The organism is Streptomyces sp. NBC_00859, from assembly GCF_045161865.1.
In the GTDB taxonomy this organism is placed as follows: domain Bacteria; phylum Actinomycetota; class Actinomycetes; order Streptomycetales; family Streptomycetaceae; genus Streptomyces.
In genome coordinates this window covers 7,041,232-7,067,193 of the sequence record NZ_CP108826.1, presented here as the reverse complement: position 1 = coordinate 7,067,193, position 25,962 = coordinate 7,041,232, and the positions used below count along the sequence as shown (strand labels likewise).

At 71.5% G+C, this 25,962-nt stretch carries 28 protein-coding genes; 14 read left to right on the top strand and 14 right to left on the bottom strand.

The features are described 5' to 3' along the window. The first annotated feature begins 41 nt into the window (after nt 1–41). Entirely contained in the window at nt 42–515 is a 474-nt protein-coding gene (locus OG584_RS31135) for an Lrp/AsnC family transcriptional regulator (protein WP_405782793.1), read from the top strand. Nucleotides 516–583: 68 nt separating this feature from the next. Further along, on the top strand, nt 584–2,275 hold the full coding sequence (locus OG584_RS31130; protein ID WP_405782791.1) for a DUF885 domain-containing protein: 1,692 nt from the start codon (nt 584–586) through the stop codon (nt 2,273–2,275). A 148-nt stretch (nt 2,276–2,423) separates the two neighbouring features. Here OG584_RS31130 and OG584_RS31125 read toward each other — a convergent pair whose 3' ends face one another. The 3 genes from OG584_RS31125 to OG584_RS31115 form a co-directional block, all read right to left on the bottom strand. Next, nucleotides 2,424–5,435, bottom strand: a complete 3,012-nt coding sequence (locus OG584_RS31125; protein WP_405782790.1) for an AAA family ATPase — start codon at nt 5,433–5,435, stop codon at nt 2,424–2,426. Further along, nucleotides 5,432–6,598 carry an exonuclease SbcCD subunit D gene (locus OG584_RS31120; RefSeq protein WP_405782788.1) on the bottom strand — a complete coding sequence of 389 codons (1,167 nt, stop codon included), beginning with the start codon at nt 6,596–6,598 and terminating at the stop codon, nt 5,432–5,434. Before OG584_RS31120 ends, OG584_RS31125 begins: the two co-directional genes overlap by 4 nt. 166 nt (nt 6,599–6,764) lie before the next feature. Continuing rightward, nucleotides 6,765–7,208, bottom strand: coding sequence for a hypothetical protein (locus OG584_RS31115; protein ID WP_405782787.1), 444 nt, complete (start codon nt 7,206–7,208; stop codon nt 6,765–6,767). A 122-nt stretch (nt 7,209–7,330) separates the two neighbouring features. Between OG584_RS31115 and OG584_RS31110 the strand changes: the two genes are divergently transcribed. Genes OG584_RS31110 through OG584_RS31100 form a run of 3 tightly spaced genes read left to right on the top strand, consistent with a single transcriptional unit; the run spans nt 7,331 to nt 9,556 of the window. Next, a complete protein-coding gene (locus tag OG584_RS31110) occupies nt 7,331–8,191 on the top strand; it encodes a HemK2/MTQ2 family protein methyltransferase (RefSeq protein ID WP_405782786.1) in 861 nt (286 codons plus the stop codon). Further along, a complete protein-coding gene (locus OG584_RS31105; RefSeq protein WP_405782785.1) occupies nt 8,175–8,483 on the top strand; it encodes a CDGSH iron-sulfur domain-containing protein in 309 nt (102 codons plus the stop codon). The genes OG584_RS31110 and OG584_RS31105 overlap by 17 nt, the downstream gene beginning before the upstream one ends. A gap of 35 nt (nt 8,484–8,518) precedes the next feature. Beyond that, nucleotides 8,519–9,556 carry an iron-containing redox enzyme family protein gene (locus OG584_RS31100; RefSeq protein WP_405782784.1) on the top strand — a complete coding sequence of 346 codons (1,038 nt, stop codon included), beginning with the start codon at nt 8,519–8,521 and terminating at the stop codon, nt 9,554–9,556. A gap of 51 nt (nt 9,557–9,607) precedes the next feature. Here the strand turns inward: OG584_RS31100 and OG584_RS31095 are convergent, their stop codons facing one another. Further along, nucleotides 9,608–10,234, bottom strand: a complete 627-nt coding sequence (locus OG584_RS31095; RefSeq protein ID WP_405782782.1) for a YigZ family protein — start codon at nt 10,232–10,234, stop codon at nt 9,608–9,610. Nucleotides 10,235–10,293: 59 nt separating this feature from the next. Between OG584_RS31095 and OG584_RS31090 the strand changes: the two genes are divergently transcribed. After that, nucleotides 10,294–10,698, top strand: coding sequence for a CoA-binding protein (locus OG584_RS31090; protein WP_405782781.1), 405 nt, complete (start codon nt 10,294–10,296; stop codon nt 10,696–10,698). A 203-nt stretch (nt 10,699–10,901) separates the two neighbouring features. Here the strand turns inward: OG584_RS31090 and OG584_RS31085 are convergent, their stop codons facing one another. Beyond that, nucleotides 10,902–11,474, bottom strand: coding sequence for a helix-turn-helix domain-containing protein (locus tag OG584_RS31085; RefSeq protein WP_405782780.1), 573 nt, complete (start codon nt 11,472–11,474; stop codon nt 10,902–10,904). 92 nt (nt 11,475–11,566) lie between these two features. Here OG584_RS31085 and OG584_RS31080 point away from each other — a divergent pair, with 92 nt between their 5' ends. Further along, nucleotides 11,567–12,433, top strand: coding sequence for an EamA family transporter (locus tag OG584_RS31080; protein WP_405782779.1), 867 nt, complete (start codon nt 11,567–11,569; stop codon nt 12,431–12,433). 60 nt (nt 12,434–12,493) lie between these two features. On the opposite strand, the gene OG584_RS31075 is transcribed toward OG584_RS31080, so the two are convergent. After that, nucleotides 12,494–13,216: an acyltransferase gene (locus tag OG584_RS31075; protein ID WP_405782777.1), complete on the bottom strand. Its 723-nt coding sequence runs from the start codon at nt 13,214–13,216 to the stop codon at nt 12,494–12,496. Nucleotides 13,217–13,361: 145 nt separating this feature from the next. Here OG584_RS31075 and OG584_RS31070 point away from each other — a divergent pair, with 145 nt between their 5' ends. The 3 genes from OG584_RS31070 (at nt 13,362) to OG584_RS31060 (ending at nt 14,832) form a co-directional block, all read left to right on the top strand. Then, on the top strand, nt 13,362–13,886 hold the full coding sequence (locus tag OG584_RS31070; protein WP_405782776.1) for a gamma carbonic anhydrase family protein: 525 nt from the start codon (nt 13,362–13,364) through the stop codon (nt 13,884–13,886). An 89-nt stretch (nt 13,887–13,975) separates the two neighbouring features. Further along, nucleotides 13,976–14,482, top strand: a complete 507-nt coding sequence (locus OG584_RS31065; RefSeq protein WP_405782775.1) for a fluoride efflux transporter FluC — start codon at nt 13,976–13,978, stop codon at nt 14,480–14,482. Beyond that, nucleotides 14,479–14,832, top strand: a complete 354-nt coding sequence (locus tag OG584_RS31060) for a DUF190 domain-containing protein (protein ID WP_405782774.1) — start codon at nt 14,479–14,481, stop codon at nt 14,830–14,832. The genes OG584_RS31065 and OG584_RS31060 overlap by 4 nt, the downstream gene beginning before the upstream one ends. Nucleotides 14,833–14,906: 74 nt before the next feature. Here OG584_RS31060 and OG584_RS31055 read toward each other — a convergent pair whose 3' ends face one another. Both OG584_RS31055 and OG584_RS31050 read right to left on the bottom strand, forming a co-directional pair. Then, complete coding sequence (locus OG584_RS31055; protein ID WP_405784378.1) at nt 14,907–15,560, bottom strand: DedA family protein; 654 nt, start codon at nt 15,558–15,560, stop codon at nt 14,907–14,909. Between the two features lie 187 nt (nt 15,561–15,747). After that, nucleotides 15,748–16,185: a DUF4442 domain-containing protein gene (locus OG584_RS31050; RefSeq protein ID WP_405784376.1), complete on the bottom strand. Its 438-nt coding sequence runs from the start codon at nt 16,183–16,185 to the stop codon at nt 15,748–15,750. Between the two features lie 110 nt (nt 16,186–16,295). On the opposite strand from OG584_RS31050, the gene OG584_RS31045 reads away from it, so the two are divergent. Together OG584_RS31045 and OG584_RS31040 are read left to right on the top strand one after the other, a co-directional pair. After that, on the top strand, nt 16,296–17,336 hold the full coding sequence (locus OG584_RS31045; protein WP_405782773.1) for a hypothetical protein: 1,041 nt from the start codon (nt 16,296–16,298) through the stop codon (nt 17,334–17,336). A gap of 99 nt (nt 17,337–17,435) precedes the next feature. Then, entirely contained in the window at nt 17,436–18,803 is a 1,368-nt protein-coding gene (locus OG584_RS31040) for an MFS transporter (protein WP_405782772.1), read from the top strand. Here OG584_RS31040 and OG584_RS31035 read toward each other — a convergent pair. The 3 genes from OG584_RS31035 to OG584_RS31025 all read right to left on the bottom strand — a co-directional run bounded on the left by OG584_RS31035 (nt 18,765) and on the right by OG584_RS31025 (nt 21,120). Beyond that, nucleotides 18,765–19,610 (bottom strand): spermidine synthase, encoded by an 846-nt coding sequence (locus tag OG584_RS31035; RefSeq protein ID WP_405782771.1) that lies wholly within the window; start codon nt 19,608–19,610, stop codon nt 18,765–18,767. The two genes, OG584_RS31040 and OG584_RS31035, sit on opposite strands and share 39 nt — an antisense overlap. An 85-nt stretch (nt 19,611–19,695) precedes the next feature. Further along, complete coding sequence (gene tuf / locus OG584_RS31030; RefSeq protein WP_405782770.1) at nt 19,696–20,898, bottom strand: elongation factor Tu; 1,203 nt, start codon at nt 20,896–20,898, stop codon at nt 19,696–19,698. Nucleotides 20,899–20,991: 93 nt separating this feature from the next. Next, nucleotides 20,992–21,120 (bottom strand): hypothetical protein, encoded by a 129-nt coding sequence (locus OG584_RS31025; RefSeq protein ID WP_405782769.1) that lies wholly within the window; start codon nt 21,118–21,120, stop codon nt 20,992–20,994. A gap of 135 nt (nt 21,121–21,255) precedes the next feature. Between OG584_RS31025 and OG584_RS31020 the strand changes: the two genes are divergently transcribed. Then, complete coding sequence (locus tag OG584_RS31020) at nt 21,256–21,960, top strand: TVP38/TMEM64 family protein (protein WP_405782768.1); 705 nt, start codon at nt 21,256–21,258, stop codon at nt 21,958–21,960. Nucleotides 21,961–22,085: 125 nt separating this feature from the next. Then, nucleotides 22,086–22,961, top strand: coding sequence for an undecaprenyl-diphosphate phosphatase (locus OG584_RS31015; protein ID WP_405782766.1), 876 nt, complete (start codon nt 22,086–22,088; stop codon nt 22,959–22,961). A 64-nt stretch (nt 22,962–23,025) separates the two neighbouring features. Here the strand turns inward: OG584_RS31015 and OG584_RS31010 are convergent, their stop codons facing one another. Genes OG584_RS31010 through OG584_RS31000 form a run of 3 tightly spaced genes read right to left on the bottom strand, consistent with a single transcriptional unit; the run spans nt 23,026 to nt 25,874 of the window. Next, nucleotides 23,026–24,090, bottom strand: a complete 1,065-nt coding sequence (locus OG584_RS31010) for a slipin family protein (protein WP_405782765.1) — start codon at nt 24,088–24,090, stop codon at nt 23,026–23,028. 9 nt (nt 24,091–24,099) lie between these two features. Continuing rightward, nucleotides 24,100–24,585 (bottom strand): hypothetical protein, encoded by a 486-nt coding sequence (locus tag OG584_RS31005; RefSeq protein ID WP_405782763.1) that lies wholly within the window; start codon nt 24,583–24,585, stop codon nt 24,100–24,102. Continuing rightward, nucleotides 24,585–25,874, bottom strand: a complete 1,290-nt coding sequence (locus tag OG584_RS31000) for a molybdopterin-dependent oxidoreductase (RefSeq protein WP_405782762.1) — start codon at nt 25,872–25,874, stop codon at nt 24,585–24,587. Before OG584_RS31000 ends, OG584_RS31005 begins: the two co-directional genes overlap by 1 nt. Nucleotides 25,875–25,962 lie beyond the last annotated feature (88 nt).

The following is a 25,962-nucleotide window of genomic DNA, read 5'->3' as shown; positions in this document are numbered from 1 at the left end:
TGACGGGCAGTTCGGGTCCAATCCCGTGTTACGTTCGGCTGATGTCCGAATCCGTCGTACTGGACCCGGTGGATCTGCATCTCCTGCGCCTCCTGCAGAACGATGCACGGATCACCTACCGGGAGCTGGCCGCCGAGGTCGGGGTGGCCGCGTCGACCTGTCTCGACCGGGTGGCGAGACTGCGCCGCTCCGGAGTGATACTCGGGCATCAGCTGCGGCTCGACCCGGCGAAACTGGGCCGCGGTCTCGAAGCGCTGCTCTCGGTACAGGTACGCCCGCACCGCCGGGAGCTGGTCGGCCCGTTCGTGGAACGGATACGGGCGCTGCCCGAGTCCCGGGCGCTCTTCCATCTGGCGGGGCCCGACGACTACCTGGTACATGTGGCGGTGGCGGACACCGCGGACCTGCAGCGCCTGGTCCTGGACGAGTTCACGGCCCACCGTGAGGTGGCGCGGGTGGAGACCCGGTTGATCTTCCAGCAGTGGGACTGCGGTCCGATGCTGCCGCCCGGGTGAGAAGGGCGGGCGGTACGGGAGAGGCGGGCGTGATGGCGCAGAGCTCACCGCCGTACGAAGATGTCCGCATGTCACAGACTCCCAACGACCCACTGCCCCGTCAGGTCGCCGACGCCTACGTCGACGCCCTGATCGCTCTCGACCCGATCACCGGCACCTACCTCGGAGTGCGGGCGAGTTCGGGCAGCCTCCCGGACTTCTCCCCCGCAGGGCAGGCGGCCCTCGCCGCGCTCGCACGCACAACACTGGCGGAACTCGACGAGGCGGAGCGCCGGCCGGGCGGCGACAGCGATGCCGAGCGGCGGTGCGGCAGGCTGCTGCGTGAGCGGCTCAACGCCGAACTCGCCGTGCACGAAGCCGACGAGCCGCTCCGCGCCGTCAGCAATATCCACTCCCCCGCTCATGCCGTGCGTGAGGTTTTCACGGTGACACCGACGGAGTCCGACGAGGACTGGGCGGCTGTCGCCGAACGGCTCGGCGCGGTGCCCGCCGCCCTCGACGGGTACTGTCGGTCCCTCGCCCTCGGTCTTGAACGGGGGCTGCTCGGGGGCCCGCGGCCCACCGAGACCTTCATCGCCCAGCTCACCGAGTGGGCGGGGCCGGGCGAACCCGGCACCGGCTGGTTCGAGGAGTTCGCGGCGGCGGGCCCGGCCTCGCTCCGCAAGGAACTGGATACCGCGGCCCGTTCCGCGACCGGTGCGGTGGCATCGCTGCGCGACTGGATGCGCGATGTCTACGCGCCCGCGGTCGAGGACGCCCCCGACACGGTGGGCCGCGAGCGCTACGCCCGCTGGTCGCGCTACTTCAACGGCACCGATCTGGACCTCGACGAGGCCTACGCGTACGGCTGGTCCGAATACCACCGGCTGCTGGCCGAGATGAAGGCCGAGGCCGAGAAGATCCTGCCGGGCGCCGGGCCCTGGGAGGCGCTGGCGCACCTCGATGTGCACGGTACGCACATCGAGGGCGTGGACGAGGTCCAGAAGTGGCTCCAGGGGCTGATGACGGAGGCGATGGACGCCCTCGACGGGACCCACTTCGAACTCGCCGACCGGGTACGGAAGGTCGAGTCCCGGATCGCACCCCCCGGCGGCGCCGCCGCGCCTTACTACACGCCGCCGTCCGAGGACTTCTCACGGCCGGGCTGCACCTGGCTGCCGACCATGGGCGAGACCCGCTTCCCGGTGTACGACCTGGTTTCCACCTGGTACCACGAGGGCGTTCCGGGCCACCATCTGCAGCTCGCACAGTGGGTGCACGTCTCGGACCAGCTCTCCCGCTACCAGGCGAGCGTCGGCATGGTGAGCGCCAACGCGGAGGGCTGGGCGCTGTACGCCGAGCGCCTCATGGACGAGTTGGGCTTCCTGCCCGACGCGGAGCGCAGGATCGGTTACCTGGACGCGCAGATGATGCGTGCCTGCCGGGTGATCGTGGACATCGGCATGCACCTGGAGCTGGAGATCCCGGCCGACTCGCCCTTCCACCCCGGCGAGCGCTGGACACCGGAGCTGGCCCAGGAGTTCTTCGGGAAGCACAGTGGGCGGCCCGCCGATTTCGTGGAGAGCGAGCTCATCCGCTATCTGTCGATGCCGGGCCAGGCCATCGGGTACAAGCTGGGCGAACGCGCCTGGCTGCTGGGCAGGGAGAACGCCCGCAAGGCGCACGGCGATTCCTTCGACGCGAAGTCCTGGCACATGGCCGCGCTGTCCCAGGGTTCGCTGGGGCTCGACGATCTGGTGGACGAGATCTCGAAGCTGTAGGTGCCGCGTGCCGGAGTACGTCCGGCACGCGTACGCCGGTGGCCGGGTCCGCACGCAGCCGCGCGGGCCCGGCCACCGTCAGGAACCGCAGCCGTCCGCGCACCCGGCGACGTCAGCGGGCCGGTGCCCGGAGCGCACCGGGCGGTGCTCAGCCGGCGGATCCAGCCGAACGGTGGCGGACCGCCGAGCCGCTCTGCTCCTTGACGACCTCCAGCTGGGCCGGGATCCGGCGGCGCAGGTCGGCCACATGGCTGACGATGCCGACGCTGCGGTCCCGTTCGCGGAGGGAGTCCAGGACGTCGAGCACGTCGTCCAGGGTCTGGTCGTCGAGGCTTCCGAAGCCCTCGTCGATGAAGAGGGTGTCCAGCCGCACCCCGCCCGCCTCGTCGGTGACCACGTCGGCAAGGCCCAGCGCGAGGGCGAGTGAGGCGAAGAACGTCTCGCCTCCGGACAGCGTCGCGGTGGCACGCTCCCGCCCCGTCCAGGAGTCCAGGACATGCAGCCCGAGCCCGGACCGGCCCCGGCCGCCGCCTCTCGCATCGGAGTGGACCAGGGTGTAGCGCCCGGAGGACATGCTCTGGAGACGTACGGTGGCAGCGGCTGCCACCTGCTCCAGGCGGGCGGCCAGAACGTACGACTCGAGGCGCATCTTCCGTTCGTTGTCGGCGGATGTGCCCGCGGTGAGCGTGGCGAGGCGGGCCAGCCTGTCGTACTCCGCGCGCAACGGCCCGAGGCCGGTCAGCTCGTCGGCGGCCTGCTGCGAGAGCCGCCGGAGCGCTGTGCAGCGCTTACCGGCCGCGTCCAGCCCCGACGACGCGTCGAGGAACGCCCGCTCAGCGCTGTCGGACTCGCTCGCGGCTGCCGCCGGGTCGGCAGGCGGGCGCCCGGCGGCGGCGGCCGCGTCCCGCTCGGCGAGGCGCTCCGCGAGGGCGGCCTCCTCCGCCTGCCAGGTGTCCAGGCGCTGCTGCAGACGGCGTTGTTCGCTTTCGCCGGTCAGTTCGGCCGCGGCGGCCTGCGGCGTGTCGAACCCGGCGCGGAAAGCGGCGTCGGAGAGCCGGTCGTCGGCCTCCTTGAGCCGCTGAGCGGTGGCATCGACGGCTTGCACCGCTTCGGCCGCCTGCTCCAGGAACCGCATCCGGCGCTCCAGCAGCGTGGCGTGTTCGGCGACGCTGGCCGCGCCGCCCCGCGCCCGCGCCAGCTCTTCCTCGATCACTGACCGCTCACGCTCCAGTGCCTCGCGCTGCGAGGTCCGGGCGGCTGAGCGGCGCTCGGCCAGCTGCTGGGCGGCGGTGCGCTCGCTGTGTTCGCGTTCCGCCCGTGAGCGCTCCTGCCGAGCGTCGTGCATCCCGGCGGCCGTGCCGTGGGCCTCGGTGTGTTCACGCTCCAACCGGTCCACCAGCTCGGCGACTTCAGCGGTGGTGGAGCCGCCCGCCCCCGCCCGTGCTTCCGCGACAGCCTCGCGCACCGCCCCCAGGGCGTGTTCGGCATCGGTGCGCTCCTGTACGGCGCGGGTGTGCGTCCCGTACGCCTCTTCCTCAGCTGCCCGGTCCACATGACCCGCACCTGCCCGTGCGGGCGCGGGGTGTTCGGCCGCACCGCAGACCGTGCAGGGCTCTCCCTCCCGCAAGCCCGCCGCCAGCTCGGCTGCGATGCCGCGCAGTCGGCGCTCCCGCAGATCCAGCCAGGTCTCATGTGCGGCGTTGGCCCGCTCACGCGCCGCGCTCAGCCGCCGTTCCGCGGTTTCGGCATCGGTCGCGAGCCGGTCGCGGGTACGCGCCGCCTCCAGCCGGCGGCGGGCCGGGTCGAGTTGGCCGGCCAGCTGCTCGGCGTGCGTCGACGCTTCCTGAGCGGCGTCGATACGGTCCTGGCAGCGACGGAGCTCCGTGTCCCAGCCGGCCAGCCACTCGGCGGCTTCCCGGATCAGCTCGTCGTCGGCGCCGGCCTGGCGGTCCAGACCTGCGAGCTCGGCGGTGATGTCGGTGCTGCGCCGCTCGGCCCTTCGCGCGGCGTCCAGCGCACCGAGGTCCTGGCTCAGCCGGCGCTCAAGGGCGGAGAGCTGGTCGGCGCCCGCCTCGGCCAGTTCGGCGGGAAGGCCGCGCCGGGCACTCTCCCTGGCACCGACGGCTTCACGGTGGGCGTGTGCGGCCTGGTCTCGCTGCGCCAGCGCGTCGGCGATCCGCTCGGCCCGGCGCGCCCGGTCCAGTCCCGCGCGTACCTCCTCACGCTCGCCCCGGCGGTTCTCCAGCTCATCGGCTCGCCGGCGCGTCTGCTCGAACCGCTCCTGAAGCCGGGCCAGTTCGCGCTGGTCCTCCAGAGCGGACCTGGCCGCCGACTGCCTGGACTCCGCGGCGGACAGCGACGCCTGTGCGATGTCGAGCCGCTCACGGGCTCCGCTTCGGGCCACCGCGGCCCATTCGAGGACGGCTTCGGCGAGCCCCGGCTCACCCGGCCGGTCGCCGGGCAGCGGCCAGTCCCCGGCAGCCGAGCCCGCGGCCTCCGCCATCCGGTGTGCGAGGGTCAGCAGCCGTTCGTCACCCGCGAGTACTTGTGTCTCCGCCGCCCGGCGCAGTACGGCGAGACGCTCTTCGACGGCGGCGAAGCGCCGGGTGTCGAAGAGCCGGCCGAGAAGTTTCCCGCGCGCTTCCGCGTCAGCCCGCAGGAAGCGGGCGAAGTCACCCTGCGGCAGCAGCACCACCTGGCAGAACTGCTCCCTGCTCATCCCGACGAGCTGGGTGATCTCCTCGCCGATCTCCTGGTGGGACTTGCTCAGCGACCGCCACCCTCCGCTCTGCCGGTCGTATTCGCGCAGCCTGCTCTGTGCCTTCTCCGTGACGAAACCCTCTCCGCGCTTCTTGGGGCGCGGCTGAGCGGGCAGCCGGGTGATCTCCAGACGGCGGTCACCGACGGTCAGTTCCAGCGAGATCTCGGTGGGCTCACCGACCGGCGCGTGATCACTGCGCAGTGTCGCTCCGGGGCTCTGCCGGACGCCGGGTACCGCCCCGTAGAGCGCGTAGCAGACGGCGTCGAGTACCGAGGTCTTGCCTGCGCCCGTCGGACCGTGCAGGAGGAAGAGCCCGGCTGCGGAGAGCGCGTCGAAGTCGACTTCCTGGCGACCGGCGAAAGGACCGAAGGCGGTGATGCGCAGAGTGTGCAGCCTCATCGCGCCACCTCGTTCGCGCCCGCGTCCACCCGCACGTCGTCGATGGCGCCGGAGATGACGTCCCGCTCCGCCGCATCGGGGCCTGCCCCGCCCCTTACGTGCGCCACGAAGTCCTCCGCGATCTGCTGGTCGGTGCGCCCCTTGAGACGCTGGGCGTAGGAGGCGAGCGGGTCGGCGGTGGTCCGTTCCGGCTCGAAGACCAGGCTGAGCGTGTGCGGGAAGCGCGCGGTCAGCCTGGCCATCGGCTCGGCCGGCCGGACCGGGTCGGTGAGGGTGGCTTCCACCCAGGATTCCTCGTGCCGCTCCAGTGCCGGATCCTCCAGCAGGGTCGCGAGCGGGCCACGGATTCTGGCGAGCCGCCGCGGGACGGGGCAGTCGATCCGCTCGGCGGCGATCTCCCCTGCCGGACCGAGGTCGATCAGCCACATCGTCTTGCGGTGGGCGGCCTCGGAGAAGGAGTAGGCGAGCGGGGAACCCGAGTAGCGCACCCGCTCGGTGAGGGCCTGGCTTCCGTGCAGATGGCCGAGCGCCACGTAGTCGACACCGGAGAAGATCCCGGCGGGCACGGCGGCGACCCCGCCGACGGTGATGTCGCGCTCACTGTCACTGGGCTCTCCGCCGGCGACGAAGGCGTGTGCCAGGACGACGGAGCGGGTGCCGGGCGTCCGTTCCGCGAGGTCCGCGCGTACCCGGTCCATCGCGGCGGCCAGTACGGCTTCGTGCCCTGTCCTGGCCGCGTTCAGCTCGTCGCGGACCAGAGCGGGTTCCAGGTACGGCAGGCCGTAGAGCGCGACATCGCCGTGCCGGTCGGTAAGGATCACCGGTGTGGCGCAGCCCGCTGGATCGGTCCTCAGATGTATCCCGGCCAGCCGGATGAGGCCCGCCCCGACTCCGAGTCTGCGCGCCGAGTCGTGGTTGCCCGAGATCATCACCGTTGCGACTCCCGCGTCGGCGAGCCGGTGCAGGGCCCGGTCGAAGAGGTCCACCGCGGCGAGCGGGGGCACCGCCCTGTCGTAGATGTCCCCGGCCACCAGGACAGCGTCCACTTCGCGCTCCCGCACGGTGGCCACCAGGTGGTCGAGGTACGCGGCCTGGGCGTCGAGCAGTCCGACGCGGTGGAACGACCGGCCCAGGTGCCAGTCCGATGTGTGCAGCAACCTCATGAAACAGCTCTGACCCGCACGTGATGCCCCTACTTGCCTTTTCGCCCCGCACGGACCAGCACGGGCCCGTAGTCATGGCTCACCACGCTAACGCCTGCCGTCCCCTGATCCGGCACGGACCGGGATTTGCCGGTGTTCCCGATGCCCTGCCACCCCGGCGTGCGGCTCAGGGGCGGGCGGTGTGGTCGGGGTGGCCCCGGGTGCGGCGGGCTTCCTTCATCTCCGCCTCGAACAGGTGGGAACGACCCGCGGCGAGTTCCCCCCGCACCTGCGTCTCCACGCCGGTGAACGGCCGGTAGTAGGTGGTGTCGTACGCCTCGACGATCTGGAAGGTCCAGCAGCCGGGGATGACATTGCGCCCCACGATCTCCCGCTCCACCAGCTCCGCCTGCGGTGCGTGGCCCGCCGCACGCAGTTGCTCCACGGCCTTGTCCAGCGCCAGGTCGGCTCCCCCGGTCAGCTGATGGAAGGCGTAGAGGTGTCCCCGGGCCCGCTCCACCGTCTCCAAGGCCTCCGACAAGGCGCCCAGGGCTTCGACCGTCGCGTCACTTACTCCTTCGGGCCGCACATGCCCGGCCACCGGGTTCCGGTCCTCCTCGGGTTCGCTCATGACAGCGATACTGCCTCGTCCGCACCGCGCAGAGGCTGTTCGACAGGGCCGCGCGGCAATTCGACAGGGCCGCGCGGCAAGGGGAGAGGGGCCGCATCCGTGTGGTGACGTGTGGGACAGGTGTGGCGGGGCACCAGCTGACCGGGACAGCTCAGCCGGAAGCGCTGATGGTCCCGTCGCCGCTTCTGACGGGCCGGTCCTGGAACGGACGGCCGGCGCAGAAGTGGCGGCACCGCACCGGCTGGGCGAGTCTGACACCGGAGCCGTCCGACGCGAGAGGCACCGTGGTCACGACGAACGACACAGCACGTACCGGCGCGAAGCTGTGGGAAGGCAGAATCCTGCGGCTTCCCGGCGTATACGCCCCGCAGGCGGACAGCTCGTTCCTCACGGCCGCCATGCACAGTGAGCTCATCCTGCCGGGGACGGAGCTCCTGGACCTCTGCACGGGTACGGGAGCTGTGGCTCTGCAGGCCGCCCGGCTGGGGGCGCGGGTCACCGCGGTGGACATCAGCCGGCGCGCGGTGGCATCGGCCAGGCTGAACGCCGCCATCGCCCGGCTCCCGGTCCGCGTACACCGCGGAGACTTGATGTCGTCGCTGCCGGGCCGCTCGTTCGACGTGCTGGTCAGCAACCCTCCGTATGTGCCTGCGCCGAGTCTCTCGCTGCCGCGGAGAGGCGCGAGCCGGGCCTGGGACGCGGGGCTGGACGGCCGGATTCTCGTCGACCGGATCTGTGACGCCGCTCCCGGCGCCCTGCGCCCCGGCGGACTGATGCTCATGGTCCACTCCGGCCTCACCTGCCCCGAGGAGACGGTTCGCCGGCTGAGCCGCGCCGGGATGAACGCATCGGTCAGCGACCGCATGACCATCCCTTTCGGGCCCGTGACGTCGAGACGTCTGTCCTGGCTCCGCGAGCGGGGCCTGATGCCACCCGATATGAGCAGGGAAGAGCTGGTGATGATCCGTGCGCAGAAAGAATGAGGGTCCGTGCCGGATGGTGGTGGACCGCGAAGGGCCGATCCTCGTGGAGGGCCCGGTCGAGGCGACGACAGCCGAAGGGGATGTAGTCGTTTCCGAGCGCTTCGTCGTCGCGGTCTGCGCCTGCGGCCGCAGCCGCACCTACCCCTGGTGCGACACCAGCCATCGCCGCCGGGAGCCGGGGTCCGCTCCCGCGGCAGCCGACAGCAGCCGTACGGCCGGAGACGCCGCGGGGGCCGTCACGCACGGCGCCGGGGGCGTGGAAGCAGCAGAAGCGAAGGACAGCGAATCGTGACCGCATCGCCGGCTGAAGACGCCCGCCGCACCGTTATGTCCCCCGGCCTCCCGCAGGCACGGGGAGCGCTGTCGGACGCCGTCATCGCTGTTCTGGGCGGCCGGGAGTCCGGATTGCCGTCCGACGAGGACGTGCGCCGGGCCGATCCCTACGGCGACGACCTGCAGATACTCCTGTACGTCCTCTACGAACTCCATTACCGCGGGTTCCGGGGGACGGACGAGGAACTGGAATGGGACCCCGGTCTGCTGCGGGTTCGCGCCGCCGCCGAGGCCGCCTTCCTGCGGGCGCTGCGCGACGCCACAGCGGGCGGTGACGACGTTCAGCGCACTGTGGGCGCACTGCTGGTGGAGCCGGTCGGCGACGACGGACGCAGCGTGAGCCGCTACCTGCGGCACGAGGGCGAGCTGTGGCAGCTGCGCGAATACGCGGCGCTGCGCTCGCTCTACCACCTCAAGGAGGCGGACCCGCATCTGTGGGTGGTGCCGAGGCTCAGGGGCCGGGCGAAGGCGGCCATGGTGGCCATCGAGTTCGACGAGTTCGGCGCCGGCAGGGCCGAGAACATCCATGCGCAGCTGTTCGCCGACCTGATGGTGGACCTCGGTCTGGACCCCGCCTACGGGACCTACCTGGATCTCGCTCCCGCCGAGGTGCTGGCCACGGTGAACCTGATGTCGCTGTTCGGGCTTCACCGGTCTCTGCGCGGCGCCCTGGTCGGGCATTTCACGGCCGTCGAGGTGACGTCGTCCCCGGGTTCACGGAGGCTGGCCAAGGCGCTGCGCCGTGCAGGGGCGGGCGCCGCGGCGCAGCGGTTCTACGACGAGCACGTGGAGGCCGACGCGGTCCATGAGCAGGTGGTCCGCCGGGAGGTGATCGGTGGGCTGCTGGAGGACGAGCCGCAGCTGGCGGCGGACATCGTCCTCGGGGTCGAGGCCACCGGCCACCTCGAGGACCGTCTCGCGGACCATCTCCTGGCCGCCTGGCGCAATGGGGACACCGCACTGAGGACGCCGCCCGGCGGCACGGCAGCGCACACCGCGCCCTTCTCCGGCAGGAGCCGCCGGGCACCCTGACATCGACCCGTCGCCGCCCCGTTGTCCCGTCCGGGCGCGGGAGCATCCGGGTCATGCGTCGCCGTAGGCCTCGCTGCCCAGCTCCAGCACCGCGGCCCCGGCCGTGCTGTCGGCGAGCCAGGACCGGAAACTCTCGACGTCCGCGTCCGGCAGTCCGATCTCGATGGTCACGGCCTCGGCGTAACGGACTTCCCGCACGAGGCGGCCGGTGGCCCTCAGGTCGTTCTCCAGCTTGCCCGCGCGCTGGTGGTCGACGGTGACGGTGGCCAGCCGGTAGCGCTGTCTGACGATGGTGCCCAGCTCGTCCAGGGCCTCACCGACGGCACCGCCGTAGGCCCTGATCAGCCCGCCCGCACCGAGTTTCACCCCGCCGAAGTAGCGGGTCACGACGGCGACGGCGTACCGCACCTCACGCCGCAGCAGCATCTGCAGCATCGGGACCCCCGCGGTCCCGCCCGGCTCCCCGTCGTCACCGGCCTTCTGTACGGACGCGTCGGCGCCGATGACATAGGCGAAGCAGTTGTGGGACGCGCCGGGATGTTCCCTGCGGACCCGTGCGAGGAAGGCCTGCGCCTCCTCTTCACTCGCGGCGGGAGCCAGTGCGCAGATGAAGCGCGATCTGCTGACCTCGGTCTCGTGCACACCCTCGCGGGCGAGTGTCCGGTACTGCTCCTGCATCGGGCCAGCCTATGCGGCCGGCCGGGAACGGTCCCGGCGGGTGCTCCGTTGACAGAGGCATGTACGCAGACACGGACACCATCCGCAGGATTCTCACCTCGACCGGCGACACCTGGGCGGTCGTGGGCCTGTCGAGCAACAGGGGGCGAGCCGCGTTCGGCGTGGCCGGCGTGCTCAAGCGCTTCGGCAAGCGCATCGTGCCGGTCCACCCCAAGGCGGAGACGGTCCACGGCGAGCAGGGGTACGCCTCGCTCTCGGACATCCCGTTCCCGGTCGACGTCGTCGATGTCTTCGTCAACAGCGGGCTGGCCGGAGCTGTCGCGGACGAGGCGGTGGCCATCGGCGCCAGGGCCGTCTGGTTCCAGCTCGGGGTCGTCGACGAGGCGGCGTACGGCAGGGTGCGGGCGGCGGGCCGCGAAATGATCATGGACCGTTGTCCGGCGATCGAGATCCCCGCCCTCTGACCTGGCCCCTCCGTGCGGGGCCGGTCGGGCGGGGTCCGCCGTCTCAGCCGGCCAGCCCGTCGATGACGACTGCTCCCGGCAGCCCGGCGGAGGCCTTCCCGGGAGCGATGAGCTTGCCCCGGCGGCGGCCGCTGCCGACCAGCAGCCCGCAGCCGGAGCCGGCCGCGCCAGGAAAACGGCCGTTGCCGGCGCGGCCGCGAGTCTCAGCCGACCGGCGGGATGGAGACCGCCATCGTCATCTCGACCGGCTCCGGCCCCTTGTTGCGGTAGGCGTGCGGCACATTGGCCTCGAAAGTCGCCGAGGTCCCGGCCGGTACGGCGTGCGCCACCCCGTCGGCGACCAGCGTGAGTTCGCCCGCGGTGACGTGGATCAGCTCCACCGTGCCCGGTGGGTGCGCGTCCGACGCGCTGCCCTCGCCGGGCATCAGCCGCCACGACCACATCTCCAGTGGCCCACGCGTCTCGTTCCCGACGAGCAGGGTCGTGCGGCTGCCCGCGTCCGTCCCCCACATCCGGACCGCCTGGTCCGGCGGGACCAGCCTGACCTGGGGCCCCTGTTCGTAGTCGAGGAGCGTGGTGATGCTGACCCCGAGGGCGTCCGCGAGCTTCACCGTGATGCCGACGCTGGGGTTCGTCCTGGCCTGTTCGATCTGAATGATCATGCCTCGGCTGACACCTGCCCGCGCGGCCAGAGCGTCGAGTGTGAAACCCCGGTCTCCGCGCCAGCGCTTGAGGTTACGGGCGAGCGACTGGGTGAGCTGATCGAAGTCCGACACGTTCCGTCCATTATCCTGGATGACAGAATCCAATATCTTGCACTACGGTGTGCTGCACTCACTGATTCATCACACTGTACTGCGAGGCCGCGATGACCGCCCTTTTCGCCCTGGCCACCAGCCTGCTCTGGGGGCTGGCCGACTTCGGCGGGAGCCTCCTCACCCGGCGGATACCCGCGTTGACGGTGGTCGTCGTATCGCAGGCGGTGGCTGTGGTGGTGCTGGGCTCGGTCGTGGCGGCCACCGGTGCCTGGAGCGAGTTCGGCCCGCAGCTCTGGTTCGCCGTCGCGGCGGGTGTGGTGGGGCCGGTGGCGATGCTCAGCTTCTACAAGGCTCTCGCGCTCGGCCCGATGGGCGTGGTGTCGCCTCTCGGCTCGCTCGGTGTCGTCGTGCCGGTCGGCGTGGGCCTGACGCTCGGCGAACGGCCCGGCCTGCCGCAGTTCGCGGGGATCGCGGTGGCCGTCGCGGGGGTGGTGCTCGCGGGCGGGCCCGAGTTGCGGGGCGCGCCGGTACAGCGCCGGACGGTCACGCTGACGCTGGTGGCCGCCGTGGGCTTCGGCGCGGTGATGTCCCTGATCTCCGAGGCGTCCACCGACGTCACCGGCCTCTTTCTCGCGCTGTTCGTCCAGCGCGTCGCGAATGTCGCCGTCGGCGGGGCGGCGCTCTGCGTCTCTTCCCGGCGCGGGGTGCCCGCGCTGCCCGAGGGCGGCGGGGCGCAGCTGATCCTATGGTCGCTGCCGGCCCTCGCCTTCGTCGGCCTCGCCGATGTCGCTGCCAACGGCACCTATTCGCTCGCCGCCCACTCCGGGCCGGTCACTGTCGCCGCTGTCCTGGCCTCGCTCTACCCGGTGATCACCGCGCTCGCCGCACGCGGATTCCTCAAGGAGCGGCTGCGCGCCGTCCAGGCAGCGGGTGCGGGGCTCGCGCTGGCGGGAACCGTACTGCTCGCGACCGGCTGACGGAGACGGCCGGGCCCGCGCGGTCCGGACCCCGGGCCCGCGCTGTCAGGTGCGCGAGCGTCAGGAGCCGTGGGTCTCCGGACCACCGAGGGCGATGAGCTGCTCCGGCGTGACGCCTTCCGGGATGGGGACGGGGGCCGGCGTACGCAGCGGGGGCTGCCACCCGTTCTCCGCGTCCCAGGTCCGTACGATCCGCGCGGGCGCTCCGGCCACCACCGCGTGGTCCGGCACCTCGCCGCGTACGACCGCGCCCGCCGCCACCACGACGTTGGAGCCGAGCCGCGCACCGGGGAGGATGACCGCTCCGGTACCGAGCCAGCAGCCGGTGCCGATCTCGACCGGCTCGGTGCGCGGCCACTGTTTGCCGACCGGTTCGTACGGATCGTCGTAACTGTGGTTCGTGGACGTGATGTAGACGTACGGGCCGCAGTAGGTGTCGGACCCGATGGTGACCTTCGTATCGGCGATGACATGGCTGCCGCGCCCCAGCACGACGCCGTTGCCCAGGGTGAGGATCGGCTCCGTGCCGAGGTCGAGACCGGGCATCATCCCGGCGGTGAGCGTGACCTGCTCGCCGATGATGCAGTGGTCGCCCAGCTCGATCCAGGGCTCGCCGAAGACCGCGCCCTGGGGGAAGGCGAGCCTGGTTCCAGTGCCTATGCGGCGGAAGCGCAGCTTTCCCGGCCGCTCCGCCGTCACCGCGCCCGCCCGCTGCGCCCACTGCCATCCGGCGTGCAGCGCACGGGATGTCAGCGAGGAGAACGTGTTTCTGTTCCGGGGCACCACCACACCGTACTCAGCACGCCGGCCGGCGGTCAGAGGGGCGGGCTGTGATCTTCGACCCAACGTCACCTACGGTGCCTGAGGGCGTGACATGTGGCGCTCAACACGCCGCACATGTGGCACACGCGGAAACAAGGAGACAGTGATGGCGGAGCAGGCGTTGATCAGTGGCGTCGGTGGCAGTGAGCCGGTAATCGACCCGGAGTCCTTCGCGGCGCCGACATCCGTCGTACTCGGTGACGTGACGCTGGCCGCCGGTTCCAGCGTCTGGTACCACACGGTCCTTCGGGCCGACTGCGGACCGATCACGGTCGGCGCGGACAGCAACATCCAGGACAACAGCACGGTCCATGTGGACCCGGGGTTCCCGGTCACGCTCGGCGAGAGGGTGTCCGTCGGCCACAACGCGGTACTGCACGGGTGCACCGTCGAGGACGATGTGCTCATCGGGATGGGTGCCACCGTGCTCAACGGCGCGCACATCGGCGCCGGTTCGCTGATCGCCGCCCAGGCGCTGGTTCCGCAGGGAATGCGGGTACCCCCCGGCTCCCTGGTCGCGGGGGTACCGGCGAAGGTGAAGCGCGAGCTGACGGACGAGGAGCGCGAGGGCATCAAGCTCAACGCGGCGATGTATCTGGAGCTGGTCAAGGGCCACCGCGAGGTGGGCTGAGACCCGGCCGGATGGCGGCTCCGGGCTGGGCGGCGCTAGCCTGGGAGCGCGCCCGCGCCGTGCGCGGGGCCCCTGTGACCAGGAGACGGATGTCCGTGGGTGCAGCAGAGCGCGCAGTCGACGAACCGGCCGGGCCCGGTCCCCGCGGCAGGCCGCCGGCCGCGGCGGGCCGGACCGCGCGGCGGCACGGTCCGCTGCTCGGCCCGTGGCCGGTTCTGGCGGTCGTGTCCCTCGGCGGCGCCATCGGGGCGTCCGCCCGGTACGGCGCCGCACTGCTCTGGCCCACCGCGCCCGACGGCTTCCCCTGGACGACACTCCTGGTGAACGCCGTGGGATGTGCGGTGATCGGCGTCTTCATGGTGGTGATCAGCGAGGTGTGGACGGCGCACCGGCTGGTGCGCCCGTTCTTCGGCACCGGGGTGCTCGGCGGATTCACCACCTTCTCCACCTACGCGGTGGATATCCAGCGGCTGGTGGACCGCGGTCATGCCCCCGTCGGCCTGGCATATCTCGGACTGACACTGCTCGCGGCCCTCGCGGCGGTGTGGAGCGCGGTGTGGGTGACACGCCGCGCAGTCGCATGGAGGCAGTCATGAACGGGCCGAGCGGTACCGCCGCCCTTCGGGCGACCGTCTTCGTCGGGGAATCGGACCTCTGGCACCACAAACCGGTGTTCGCGGAGATCGTGCACCGTGCCCACCGCGCGGGGCTGGCGGGCGCGAGTGTCTTCCGCGGCATCGAGGGCTTCGGCTCTTCGTCACTCATCCACACCCAGCGGCTGCTGTCCTTGAGCGAGGATCTGCCGGTGGCGGTCGTGATCGTGGATACCGCCGACCGGATCCGGGCGTTCCTGCCCCAGCTGGACGAGCTGATCACCGAGGGGATGGTGACCCTCGACGACTGCGAGGTCATCCACTACCCGGAGCGTGGGACCACAGCACCGTGAGCACAGCACCGTGAGCCACTGCGCCACCACGGCTGATGCACTTCCGGCCCTGGGCGGTCCGGGCCGCCCGCGGGTCAGTCGACGGGTACGGAATCCGGCGTCTCAGCAGCCGCTTCGGCCTTGGCGTGCGCCTTCTTCGCCCGGTTCTTGACGAAGAGCATCGAGCCCACACCGATCAGAGCGGCCACGGCCAGGCCCGCGTACGAGAAGTTCTTGAACCACGATTCCGCGACGACCCCCACGTAGTAGACAGCGGCGGTCGTCCCTCCGGCCCACAGGATGCCGCCGAGCATGTTGGCGGTGAGGAACTTCCAGTACGGCATGTGCAGTACGCCGGCCAGCGGCCCGGCGAAGATCCGCAGCAGGGCGATGAAGCGGCCGAAGAACACCGCCCACATGCCCCACTTCTCGAACGACCGCTCCGCCATGGCGACGTTGGGCGCGCTGAAGTGTCCGGGGAATTTACGGCCGAGCCAGGCGAGCAGCGGGCGTCCGCCCTTGCGCCCGATGAGATACCCGATCGAATCGCCGACGACCGCGCCCGCCGATGCGCAGATGCCCAGCACGAGCGGATCGACATGGCCCTGCTGGGAGGACAGCAGGGCGGCGCTCACCAGGACGATCTCGCCCGGGAACGGAATCCCGAGGCTCTCCACCCCGATGACCACCGCGACCAGGACATAGATGCTGACTGCCGGAATCGTCTCCAGCCACGCCTGGATGTGCAACGCCGGCCCCTGCCCTTCGAAGTGCCCGTCTGCCGGGAGGCGCACCCCCCGGCACGCCTTCAGGGAAGCCTACCCGGTCGGCCCGAGACGCCCGCCGACAGCGCAAGGCGCCCCCGCACGGCAGCAAGGGAGCAGGGCTGCCGGGCGGGGCCGTGAACCCCGCACGGCAGCGGACCGGCCCGGTCCTTCAGGAGTGGGGACGCAGCGTCCAGACCACCGTCATCTCACCGGTGACAGCGTCGTCCGCACGGCGGATGGCGATGTGGACCGGGAACTCCGGACGCTCCCCGGCGTCCAGCTCCGCCACGACATCGGCTGCCGGGCGGCCCAGGGTGGCGGTCGCGGTGACCTCACCCATCGCGAGCTTCTTGTAGTCGATCTCGGCCCGGACCGCGAGCGGCACGGCGCGCTGCATCTGGTCGCCGAACGCGGCGATGACGATCGCGCCGCTCGCGGACTCCGCGAGCGTGAACATCGCACCGGCGTGCGGTCCGCCGACGTGGTTGTGGTACTCGGCCTGGTCCGGCAGGCGCACTACGGCCCGCTCCGGCGTCGTCTCGACGAACTCCAGGTTGAGGGTCCTGGCCATGGGGACTGTGGCAGCGAGCAGTTCGCCTGCGGACATCTGATCTGCGGTCATGGAACGAAAGGTTACCCGCGAGTAGGTCAACTTGGCCATCCCCTGCCGGGGGCGGCCGTAGCGACGTGCCCCTGTCACCTCTATGGTTACTCGCCATGTGGCCAGGACAGCAGCCGCCCGGGGGCGAGCAGAACCCGCAGGACCAGAATCCGAATCCCTATCAGCAGCCGGGGTACCAGCAGCCGAACCCTTACCAGCAGGGCCAACCTCAGCCAGGACCTCCGCAGCAGGGAGCCCCGCAGGGTTACCAGCAGCCCAATCCGTACCAGCAGCCGACGGTGCCGCAGTACACGGTGGGGACGCCACCCGGCGCGCCCCGCTCGCCCGAGGACAAGAAGAAGACGACGATCATCGCGATCGTCTCCGCGACGGCCGTCGTGGCCGCGGCGGTGATCACCGGCGTGGTCGTGTTCAAGGACGACGGCGGGAAGGGCGGCACGGTCCAGGCCGGCAAGAAGTCGCCCACCGCGTCCAAGTCCCCGGCACCCGCGAGCTCCGCGCCCGCGGTCAACCCGCGGGGCGGGGGCGAGGCGGCCAAGCCGGTCGTCGCCGGGTGGAAGGTTGTCGTGAACCCGAAGTGGGGCACCGCCTTCGATGTCCCGCCGGAGTGGGAAGTCGCCTCGTCGGGCACCTTCAGCGGCTTCGAGGACGACAAGGGCAAGACGCTGGTCGGCCAGTCGGCGCCCGCGTTCTACAAGTCGAAATGGTGCACGGAGGACTCCGACAAGGACGGCTACACCGAGGACACCGGGCTCGGCGGGGCCGGCACCAAGGGCGCGGACGGTGCGAAGAACACTCAGGAGGTCGCCAACAACCAGGTGCCCTGGTGGGTCTACGGCGCTTACACCCAGCCCAACAGGAAGCTGATCAAGACCGCCAAGGCGAAGCCGTACACGACCAAGTCCGGGATCACCGGCAGTCTCGCCCGCGCCTGGGCGACCGGGGTGCCGAAGAAGTCCAAGTGCACCACGGACGGCCAGGCCATCACCTTCGGCTTCAAGAACTCCTCGGGCGACTTCGTGGCGTTCTCGCTCTACAACAGCACGGGCGTGCCAGGGGCGCTCCCCCAGTCGACCGTCGACAAGATCCTCAGCACGGTGCGTCTGGCGGGCAAGCCGACAGGAACCGATTCCTGACGGAATCCGACCGTTTTGTTCCGATCCCATGCGGTTTCTCGCGCATTGCCGTCGCCCAGGCGTTTGGCAGGAAAGGGCGGCGGCAGCGATAGTCCCTGAGTGACGTCTCCTGCCGCCGCCCCCGCGCACAGCCGCCGCCCGGTCTGGGCCGGGCGCAACTACAGCCTGCTGACGGCAGCCGCCGTCGTGACGAGCCTGGGCAGTGGCGGCGCCATGATCGCTTCGGCGTTCGCGGTGCTGGACTCGGGGGGCGACAGCAGCGACGTCGGCCTGCTCGCGGCGGCCCGGACCCTGCCACTCGTGCTCTTCCTGCTGATCGGTGGAGCACTGGGCGACCGGCTGCCGCGCCACCGGGTGATGGTCGCGGCCAACGTCCTGAACTGCGTGTCCCAGGCCGCGTTCGCCGTCCTGGTCCTGACCGGTCACCCGCGGCTCTGGCAGATGATGGTGCTCACCGCGCTGTGCGGTACCGGCCAGGCCTTCTTCTCACCCGCATCCGAGGGCATGCTGCTCTCCAGCGTCCAGGGCGAGGAAGCCGGCCGGGCCTTCGCTTTCTACCGGATGGCCATGCAGGGGGCCGGGATCGGCGGCGCCGCGGTGGGTGGCGCGCTCATCGCGGCCGTCGGACCCGGCTGGGTGCTCGCGGTCGACGCGGCGGCCTTCGCGGTCGCCGGTTCGCTCCGGGCCTTTCTCGACGTCGGTCATATCGCACCGCGTGCACCCGGCGGCGGGATGCTCGCCGATCTGCGGGACGGCTGGCGGGAGGTCACGGGCCGGCCCTGGCTGTGGAGCGTCATCCTGCAGTTCGCGGTCGTCAACGCTGTGATCGGTGCGGCGGAGGCGGTCTACGGGCCGCTCGTCGCGCGGGATTCACTGGGCGGCGCCGGGCCGTGGGGACTTGCGCTGGCAGCCTTCGGGGCGGGCACGGTCGGTGGGGCGCTGATCATGACGCGCTGGAAGCCGCGCCGGCTGCTGCTGACCGGGATGCTGTGCCTGTTTCCGCTGGCCCTGCCATCGGCCGCGCTCGCCGTGCCGGTCCCCCTCGCCGCCCTGGTGGGCGTGATGTTCTTCAGCGGCGTGCTGGTCGAGGTGTTCGGTGTCTCCTGGATGACGGCGCTGCACCAGGAGATCCCGGAGGACAAGTTCTCGCGCGTCTCCGCCTACGACTGGCTCGGTTCGCTCGCGATGCTTCCTCTGGCGACCGCGCTCGCGGGCCCCACCGAGCACGCCTTCGGCCTGACGGCCTCCCTGTGGGGGTGCGCGGCGCTGGTGGCACTGCTGACCGGCGCCGTGCTGTGTGTGCCCGCGGTACGGAATCTGACCCGCCGCACTGCCGCGGACAGCGCGCCCGCGACAGGTACGGGCACCGGGAGCCCCGTTGCTGCCGGCAGCCCCGCTGCCGTGCCGGGCGCGCACGGCGCCGGGGGATCAGCCGATGCCGAAGGCTCCGTCGGGCGGCTCGGGTGAGGCGACCGCTTCCGCGTCCGTGACGGGCCTGGCCCCTCTCCTGAACCGGGTCAGCGCCGCACCGTACTCGACCCGCGCCGGAAAGGCGTCCGATGCCGTGCGGCGGCTCAGCGCCGCTGTGTCGAGCCCGGTGTGCGCGGCGACGAGGACCGCGTTGCCGAAGCGCCGGCCGCGCAGCACCGAGGGCTCGGCGATCAGCGCGACCTCGTCGAAGGCCTCAGCGAAAGCCGCGAGTTGGGTACGCAGGAAGCCGAACGGGGCCCCGTCGGCGAGATTCGCCGCGTAGACGCCCCCGTTGCGCAGCACCCGGGCGGCCGACCGCGCGTACTCGACCGATGTGAGATGGGCCGGCACCCGCGAGCCACCGAAGACGTCGGCGATCAGTACGTCCGCCGACGCCGCGGTCCTGTCGTCCAGCCAGGCCCGTGCGTCCATTGCGTGGACGGTGATGCCGGACTCGTCCGGGAGCGGCAGTTCCTCGGTGACGAGTGCGAGCAGCCCCAGGTCCGCCTCCACCACCTCCTGCCGCGATCCGGGGCGGAGCGCGGCGACGTAGCGGGGCAGTGTGAGGGCTCCCCCGCCGAGGTGCACCACGTCGAGCGGCTCGCCCGGACTCGCCGCGCAGTCCACGACGTGGCCGAGTCTGCGGGCGTACTCGAACTCCAGGTGCGCGGGGTCGTCGAGGTCCACGTACGACTGCGGTGCGCCGTCGACCGTGAGCAGCCAGGCCCGTTCCCGGTCGATGTCGGGCAGCAGTCGCGCGGTGCCCTGGTCCACGTCCCGGATCACCGGTATCGCCTCGTTCACCGTCCCATTGTGCCGTCCGTACGGGCGCCCGGCGTCCGTCTCCCGCTCGGTGGGCAGGAGACGGACGCCGGGCTCCCGGAGGTTTCTACGTCCCGGGCGCCCCGTCGAGGACCTCGGAGACGGTGCCGGCGCCGACCGTGCGGCCGCCCTCGCGGACGGCGAAGCCGAGGCCCGGCTCCAGCGGCACGGCCCGGCCGAGCTCGACCGTCATGGTGACCGTCTCACCTGGGCGGGCGACCGCCGGGCCGCCCAGGTCGACATCGCCGACCACGTCCGCGGTACGGATGTAGAACTGCGGCCGGTACCCGGTGGAGACCGGGGTGGTACGGCCGCCCTCGGCCGCCGAAAGGACGTACACCCGCGCGGAGAAGCGGCGTTGCGGTGTGACGCTGTCCGGGGCCGCCACCACGTGGCCGCGGCGCACCGCGTCCCGTGGCACCCCGCGCAGCAGCAACGCCACGTTGTCGCCCGCCTCGGCCTCCGACATCGGCTTGCCGAAGGTCTCCAGACCGGTGACGACCGTTCCGTGCGTGCCGGACCCCGCGCCGAGCACGTGCACCCGGTCGCCGACGCGGATCCGGCCGCGCTCGACGGCACCGGTGACGACCGTGCCGCGCCCGGTGATGGTGAGCACGTTCTCCACCGGGAGCAGGAACGGCGCGTCCGTGTACCGCTCGGGCGTCGGCACATATGTGTCCACCGCGTCGAGCAGCGCCTCCACCGAGGCCGTCCAGCGCGGGTCGCCCTCCAGCGCCTTCAGCCCCGACACCCGGACGACAGGGGCCGCGTCCCCGCCGTAACCGTGGGCCGTGAGCAGCTCACGGACCTCCAGCTCGACCAGGTCGGCCAGCTCCTGGTCGCCCGCGTCCGCCTTGTTCAGGGCGACGACGATGTGGTCGACGCCGACCTGACGGGCCAGCAGCACGTGCTCGGCGGTCTGCGGCATGATCCCGTCGAGCGCGGATACGACGAGGATCGCCCCGTCGAGCTGCGCGGCGCCGGTCACCATGTTCTTGATGTAGTCCGCGTGTCCGGGCATGTCCACGTGGGCGTAGTGACGGGTGTCGGTCTCGTACTCGACGTGCGCGATGTTGATGGTGATGCCGCGCTGCGCCTCCTCCGGAGCCCGGTCGATCCGGTCGAAGGAGACGAAGGAGGTACTGCTGTCCGCGCGGTCGCTGAGGACTTTGGTGATGGCGGCCGTAAGGGTGGTCTTGCCGTGGTCGACGTGGCCCATCGTGCCGATGTTGAGGTGGGGCTTGGTGCGCACGTATGCCGTCTTGGGCATGGTTTTCTTCCTCGGAGAGTGTCGAAGCGTGGCGGGACCCCCGGGGCCGGCCGACCCTCCCCCTGCGGGGTCCGCCGGACAATCCGGGAAGGGTCAGCTTCGGGCGCCGCCGAAGAGCGCTGCGCCGCCGGCCGCGCTGTGCGCGGCGGACTCGGCGGGACCGGCAGCCTTCGGCGCGTCCGCGACTGCGGACGGCGCTGCGAGGAAGGCGTACCGGAACATGCGGCTGATCCTGCCCGCACGGCCCTGGCCGCGTCGACCGGTTTTCCCGTCCGGTGGCTCCCGAACCGGCAGCCGGGGGTGGGGAGTCCGGAGCCATTACAGCGATCACACACGGGTGTCGGTTAGTCTCCCGGGATGCTGGAGCCCGCTGCCCGACCGTCCGCCGGCCTGACCGCCCGCTGCGTCAGGGCACTTGCCTCGCCGTGGTCCCGGCTCTCCCTGCTCGTGGTGCTGCTGGTGGCCGCCGCGACACTGATGCTGCTCTTCCAGCCGCAGCACCTGCTCGCGGCGGGCTGGCCGCCGCAGCTCAGCGGGGTCTCGGCCGTGGTGCTGTTCTCCGCCGCGTACGGCGCGTGCACGGCGGCTTTCGTGCCCCGCCCGCTGCTGAACCTGGCGGCGGGCGCCCTGTTCGGCGGACAGGTCGGGATCGGCGCCGCCGTCGCAGGTACGGTGCTGGGTGCCGGAGTCTCGTTCGGTCTGGGCCGGGTGCTCGGCCAGAGCGCGCTGCGGCCGATGCTGAAGGGGCGCTGGCTGAAGGCCGCGGACACCCAGTTGAGCAACCACGGCTTCCGTTCGATGCTCGCGCTGCGGCTCGTCCCCGGGGTGCCGTTCGCCGCCGCCAACTACTGCGCGGCGGTGTCCCGTATGGGCTGGCTGCCGTTCCTGCTGGCGACGGGGCTCGGGTCGGTCCCGAACACCGCGGCGTACGTGGTGGCGGGCAGCCAGGCGTCGTCCCCGACCTCCCCCGCCTTCCTGATCTCGATGGGCTTCATCGTGGTCCCGGGGGCGGGCGCCGCGTGGATCGCCTGGCGCAAGCGGCACCGGCTGCGCGGTCGCTGACGGTATCGGGGGCTGCGGCGGCGGCAGTTGGCCGCCCGTACGCGAGAGGGCCATCGGCCGTACACCTTCGGCGGTTAGGTTCCCCCTGCGCCCCAGCCCCTTGATCCTTTGGACGGCCCCCACCCATGTCTTGGTTCGAAGCGTTCGTCCTCGGTTTCGTACAGGGGCTGACCGAGTTCCTGCCGGTGTCCTCGAGCGCCCATCTGCGACTGGCCTCGGCGTTCGCGGGATGGCCGGACGCGGGGGCGGCCTTCACCGCGATCACGCAGATCGGCACCGAAGCCGCGGTCATCATCTACTTCCGCAAGGACATAGCCAGGATCGTCTCGATGTGGTTCCGCTCGCTCACCGACCGCTCGCTGCGCGGCGACCAGGACGCCCGGACGGGCTGGCTCGTCATCGTCGGGACGGTACCGATCGGGGTGCTGGGGATCGTACTGAAGGACCAGATCGACACGTCCTTCCGTGACTTGCGGGTCATCGCCTTCACTCTCATCGCGATGGGTGTCGTGCTCGGCACCGCCGACCGGCTGGCCGCCCGCGACGAGAGGGGCGGCAGGCACCGGGCGGGCCGGGAACGCAAGTCCCTCCAGGAGCTGAGTGTCCGGGACGGGCTGGTGTACGGGCTCTGCCAGGCGCTCGCGCTGGTCCCCGGTGTCTCGCGGTCGGGCGCCACGATCAGCGGCGGCCTGCTCATGGGGTACACCCGCGGGGCCGCCGCCCGGTACTCGTTCCTGCTCGCCGTCCCGGCGGTCCTCGCATCCGGCGCCTTCGAGCTGAAGGACGCGGGCGGGAGCGGTCAGGTGGCATGGGGCCCGACGCTGCTCGCGACGGTCGTGGCGTTCGCCGTGGGGTACGTGGTCGTCGCCTGGTTCATGAAGTTCATCTCGTCGAGGAGCTTCATGCCGTTCGTGGTCTACCGGATCCTGCTGGGCATCGCCCTGTTCTTCCTGGTCGGTACGGGGGCGCTGAGCCCGGACGCGGGTCCGGCAGGGGGGTGAGGCTACGGCCGGAGCCGCCCCCGCTGTCCGCTGGACGGGCCGGCGGTAGCGCGGTGGACCGCGGTCACTTCCCGGTTCCGGGCCCGGCGCCCGGCCCGGGGGGCTGCTGCCCCGGCGGATCGGCCTCCGGTTCGGGCGGGTCCGCCTCGGTCTCCGTGGCCGGATCGGAACCGGCCGGGGACTGTTCCAGCGCCTCCAGCCCCGGCAGCGGTATCCCGAGCGAGGACAGGTCCAGCTTCGCCGCCTCGACCTCTTGCGCGGAGAGGCCGGGAACAGCGGCCTCCGCCGCGTCGGCCGCCGGCGTGGCGGGACTCCCGGTGCCGGCCTTCGCCGTATCGTCCGCGGGCTCCGACCCGGGCATCGCCGGGAAGCGCTGCGCCCGCTCCAGGAACCGGAGCAGCTCGACCGGGAACGGCAGGACCAGTGTGGAGTTCTTCTCGGACGCGACCTCGGCCACGGTCTGCAGCAGACGAAGCTGGAGGGCGGCCGGATGCTCGGACATCGCTTCCGCGGCCTGGGCCAGTTTCTTCGATGCCTGGAGCTCCGCGTCTGCGTTGATCACGCGGGCCCGCCGCTCACGGTCCGCCTCGGCCTGCCGTGCCATCGACCGCTTCATCGTCTCGGGCAGGGACACATCCTTGATCTCCACCCGGTCGATCTGGACGCCCCAGCCGATGGCCGGGCTGTCGATCATCAGCTCCAGGCCCTGGTTCAGCTTCTCGCGGTTGGACAGCAGATCGTCCAGATCGCTCTTGCCGATGATCGAACGCAGCGACGTCTGTGCCATCTGCGAGACCGCGAACTGATAGTCCTCGACGGCGATGATCGCGTCCGCCGCGTTGACCACCTTGAAGTAGACGACGGCGTCGACCCGCACGGTCACGTTGTCGCGGGTGATGCCCTCCTGGGCGGGAACCGGCATCGTGACGATCTGCAGGTTCACCTTGCGCAGCCGGTCCACTCCGGGAATCACCGTGGTGAATCCAGGCTTCCGCTCGGCTTCCCGCAGCCGCCCGAACCGGAAGACCACTCCCCGTTCGTACTGCTTGACCACGCGGGCTGCCGAGAGGCCGTACACCGCGGCGAGACAAAGGATCACCACTACTGCTGTCAGCAGGACTGTCACCATCACGACCCCCTAGCGCCCGAGTCGTTTACCTTTCCCACGATATGCCCTAAATAGCGTAATCGGCGATCGCCGCAGCGGCCTCGTTGTTCTCCACAGGACCGCGCATACGAAAAGCGCCGCCGTGATCAGCAGCCACCGGGTCAGGAACACCCCACCGGGCAGGCCCGTCGCACGCCCGTAGCGCTCCGGCGGGCCGAGGATCAGGGGGAACCAGACGAGCAGCATCAGTCCGGAGAGCGCTGCGGGCACTCGGACCGTGTTGGTCCACCCCCCGCGGGCCACACCGGGCAGTGCCCGCAGCGCCCGGTCGGCCAGCGAATAGAGCGGGATCAGGACCAGATCCTGTACCAGCGCGGCTCCGGCGAACCACAGGGCGATCAGGAACCAGTCGCCCGCCAGCAGCCGCACCCCCGCGTATCCCGCCACCGCGAAGGACGTCAGCAGCACGACGAGTTGCAGGGGGCCCGCCCCGTACCAGCGCCTGAGCCGCCGCATCACAGCTCCCCGAACGTCACGGAGGCCACCCATTTGGTGTTGAGCACGCCCGGAGCGGCAGGGACGATGATCCGTGCCGGATATCCGTGGTCGGGCGACAGCTCCGCGCCGTTGACCCGCAGTGCCAGCAGCGAGCGCGGATCGCGCACCTGGTTGTCCCGCAGCGCGGCCTCCCGGAACGAGCCGTGCCGCTGGAGGGACCGTACGACGGCTCCCGGCGGCCGGTCCCCCGCGCCGACCAGTGCGGCCAGGTCCCGCAGCCGCACCCCCTCCCAGCCCTGGTCCGGTGTCGACCACCCCTCCACGCAGGCGATGGGCAGGTGTGCGCCGCCCTGCGGGAGGCGCAGCAGTTCACCGCGGGTCAGGTGTACCGAGCGACCGGGGCCCCGAACCTCCAGCCGCCAGGTGTCGCCGGTGTCCCGGATCCTGATGCCCGCCAGCGCGGCTGTCTTGTTGATCTGGAAGCCGTTCGGGCCGCGCCCGGGGTCCGCGCCCCCGTGCGGTGCGAGCAGGGCGACCCTGCGCAGCGGCCCGCCGACACTCTGGCCGGCCGTCACCGCGAGCAGCAGGAGCGAACCGCCGCCGACCAGCCCGACGAGGCCGCGCCGGGAGAGCGTCATCGCGTCCGGGCGGGGTGCGACAAGGCCGGAATCGTCCGGTGGCTCCTGCTGCCGGGCCGCCGGCTCCCGCAGGGGTGCCCGCAGCCCCCGCTCGCGCACCACACGCAGGGCCATCGGGAAGCGGAGGACCACATGAGCGGCGAACGCGCCGGTGAACACCCACGCCCCGTAGAAGTGCAGCGTGTAGAAGGACCCGGGAAAGAGATAGTCGAGCTGGACATTGAGCAGGCCGGTGGCGAACTCGAAGAGCACCCCGCCGACCAGCAGAAGCAGTGAGATCCGCTCCAGCGCGTGGGCCACCGACCGGACGGGCGGCATTGCGAAGAGCTTCGGCACGACGGACCAGAGTTTGGCCAGCAGCACCGGAACGAGCACGACGCCGAGCGTGACATGCACACCCTGCGTGAGGCGGTAGAGCCAGTGCGGATCGGTGGGCCACGAGAAGAGGTAGAAGCCGAGCAGCCCCTTGCCCGGGGTCTTGTCGTTGACCGCGGCGAGATCCGGGTTGTAGGCGGCGTAGGAGAGCAGGCCGGTCACGGTCATCACGGAGATACCGGCCAGCAGGACGAGGCCGAGCAGTGCCGTCAGCCATGGGCCGCGCAGCGGACTGCGCCAGAACCCGGGTGCGGCGGGTGAAAGGATCTGCGGGACGTTCTGCTTGACGCGCATGGCACTTCCCGGACGGTTCCGGCCGTGGTCGTCCACCGCCGCGCCCCGACGTTAGGCCGGTGCGCGGTCCCGCGGGCCCCGGAACCGA

What these genes read in the sequence shown, in the direction of transcription:
- OG584_RS31135 (WP_405782793.1), top strand. Translation starts at nt 42, where the DNA reads ATGTCCGAATCCGTCGTACTGGACCCGGTGGATCTGCATCTCCTGCGC.
- OG584_RS31130 (WP_405782791.1), top strand. Translation starts at nt 584, where the DNA reads ATGTCACAGACTCCCAACGACCCACTGCCCCGTCAGGTCGCCGACGCC.
- OG584_RS31125 (WP_405782790.1), bottom strand. Translation starts at nt 5,435, where the DNA reads ATGAGGCTGCACACTCTGCGCATCACCGCCTTCGGTCCTTTCGCCGGT.
- OG584_RS31120 (WP_405782788.1), bottom strand. Translation starts at nt 6,598, where the DNA reads ATGAGGTTGCTGCACACATCGGACTGGCACCTGGGCCGGTCGTTCCAC.
- OG584_RS31115 (WP_405782787.1), bottom strand. Translation starts at nt 7,208, where the DNA reads ATGAGCGAACCCGAGGAGGACCGGAACCCGGTGGCCGGGCATGTGCGG.
- OG584_RS31100 (WP_405782784.1), top strand. Translation starts at nt 8,519, where the DNA reads ATGTCCCCCGGCCTCCCGCAGGCACGGGGAGCGCTGTCGGACGCCGTC.
- OG584_RS31095 (WP_405782782.1), bottom strand. Translation starts at nt 10,234, where the DNA reads ATGCAGGAGCAGTACCGGACACTCGCCCGCGAGGGTGTGCACGAGACC.
- OG584_RS31090 (WP_405782781.1), top strand. Translation starts at nt 10,294, where the DNA reads ATGTACGCAGACACGGACACCATCCGCAGGATTCTCACCTCGACCGGC.
- OG584_RS31080 (WP_405782779.1), top strand. Translation starts at nt 11,567, where the DNA reads ATGACCGCCCTTTTCGCCCTGGCCACCAGCCTGCTCTGGGGGCTGGCC.
- OG584_RS31070 (WP_405782776.1), top strand. Translation starts at nt 13,362, where the DNA reads ATGGCGGAGCAGGCGTTGATCAGTGGCGTCGGTGGCAGTGAGCCGGTA.
- OG584_RS31065 (WP_405782775.1), top strand. Translation starts at nt 13,976, where the DNA reads ATGTCCGTGGGTGCAGCAGAGCGCGCAGTCGACGAACCGGCCGGGCCC.
- OG584_RS31060 (WP_405782774.1), top strand. Translation starts at nt 14,479, where the DNA reads ATGAACGGGCCGAGCGGTACCGCCGCCCTTCGGGCGACCGTCTTCGTC.
- OG584_RS31050 (WP_405784376.1), bottom strand. Translation starts at nt 16,185, where the DNA reads ATGTCCGCAGGCGAACTGCTCGCTGCCACAGTCCCCATGGCCAGGACC.
- OG584_RS31045 (WP_405782773.1), top strand. Translation starts at nt 16,296, where the DNA reads ATGTGGCCAGGACAGCAGCCGCCCGGGGGCGAGCAGAACCCGCAGGAC.
- tuf (WP_405782770.1), bottom strand. Translation starts at nt 20,898, where the DNA reads ATGCCCAAGACGGCATACGTGCGCACCAAGCCCCACCTCAACATCGGC.
- OG584_RS31025 (WP_405782769.1), bottom strand. Translation starts at nt 21,120, where the DNA reads ATGTTCCGGTACGCCTTCCTCGCAGCGCCGTCCGCAGTCGCGGACGCG.
- OG584_RS31020 (WP_405782768.1), top strand. Translation starts at nt 21,256, where the DNA reads ATGCTGGAGCCCGCTGCCCGACCGTCCGCCGGCCTGACCGCCCGCTGC.
- OG584_RS31015 (WP_405782766.1), top strand. Translation starts at nt 22,086, where the DNA reads ATGTCTTGGTTCGAAGCGTTCGTCCTCGGTTTCGTACAGGGGCTGACC.
- OG584_RS31010 (WP_405782765.1), bottom strand. Translation starts at nt 24,090, where the DNA reads ATGGTGACAGTCCTGCTGACAGCAGTAGTGGTGATCCTTTGTCTCGCC.
- OG584_RS31005 (WP_405782763.1), bottom strand. Translation starts at nt 24,585, where the DNA reads ATGCGGCGGCTCAGGCGCTGGTACGGGGCGGGCCCCCTGCAACTCGTC.
- OG584_RS31000 (WP_405782762.1), bottom strand. Translation starts at nt 25,874, where the DNA reads ATGCGCGTCAAGCAGAACGTCCCGCAGATCCTTTCACCCGCCGCACCC.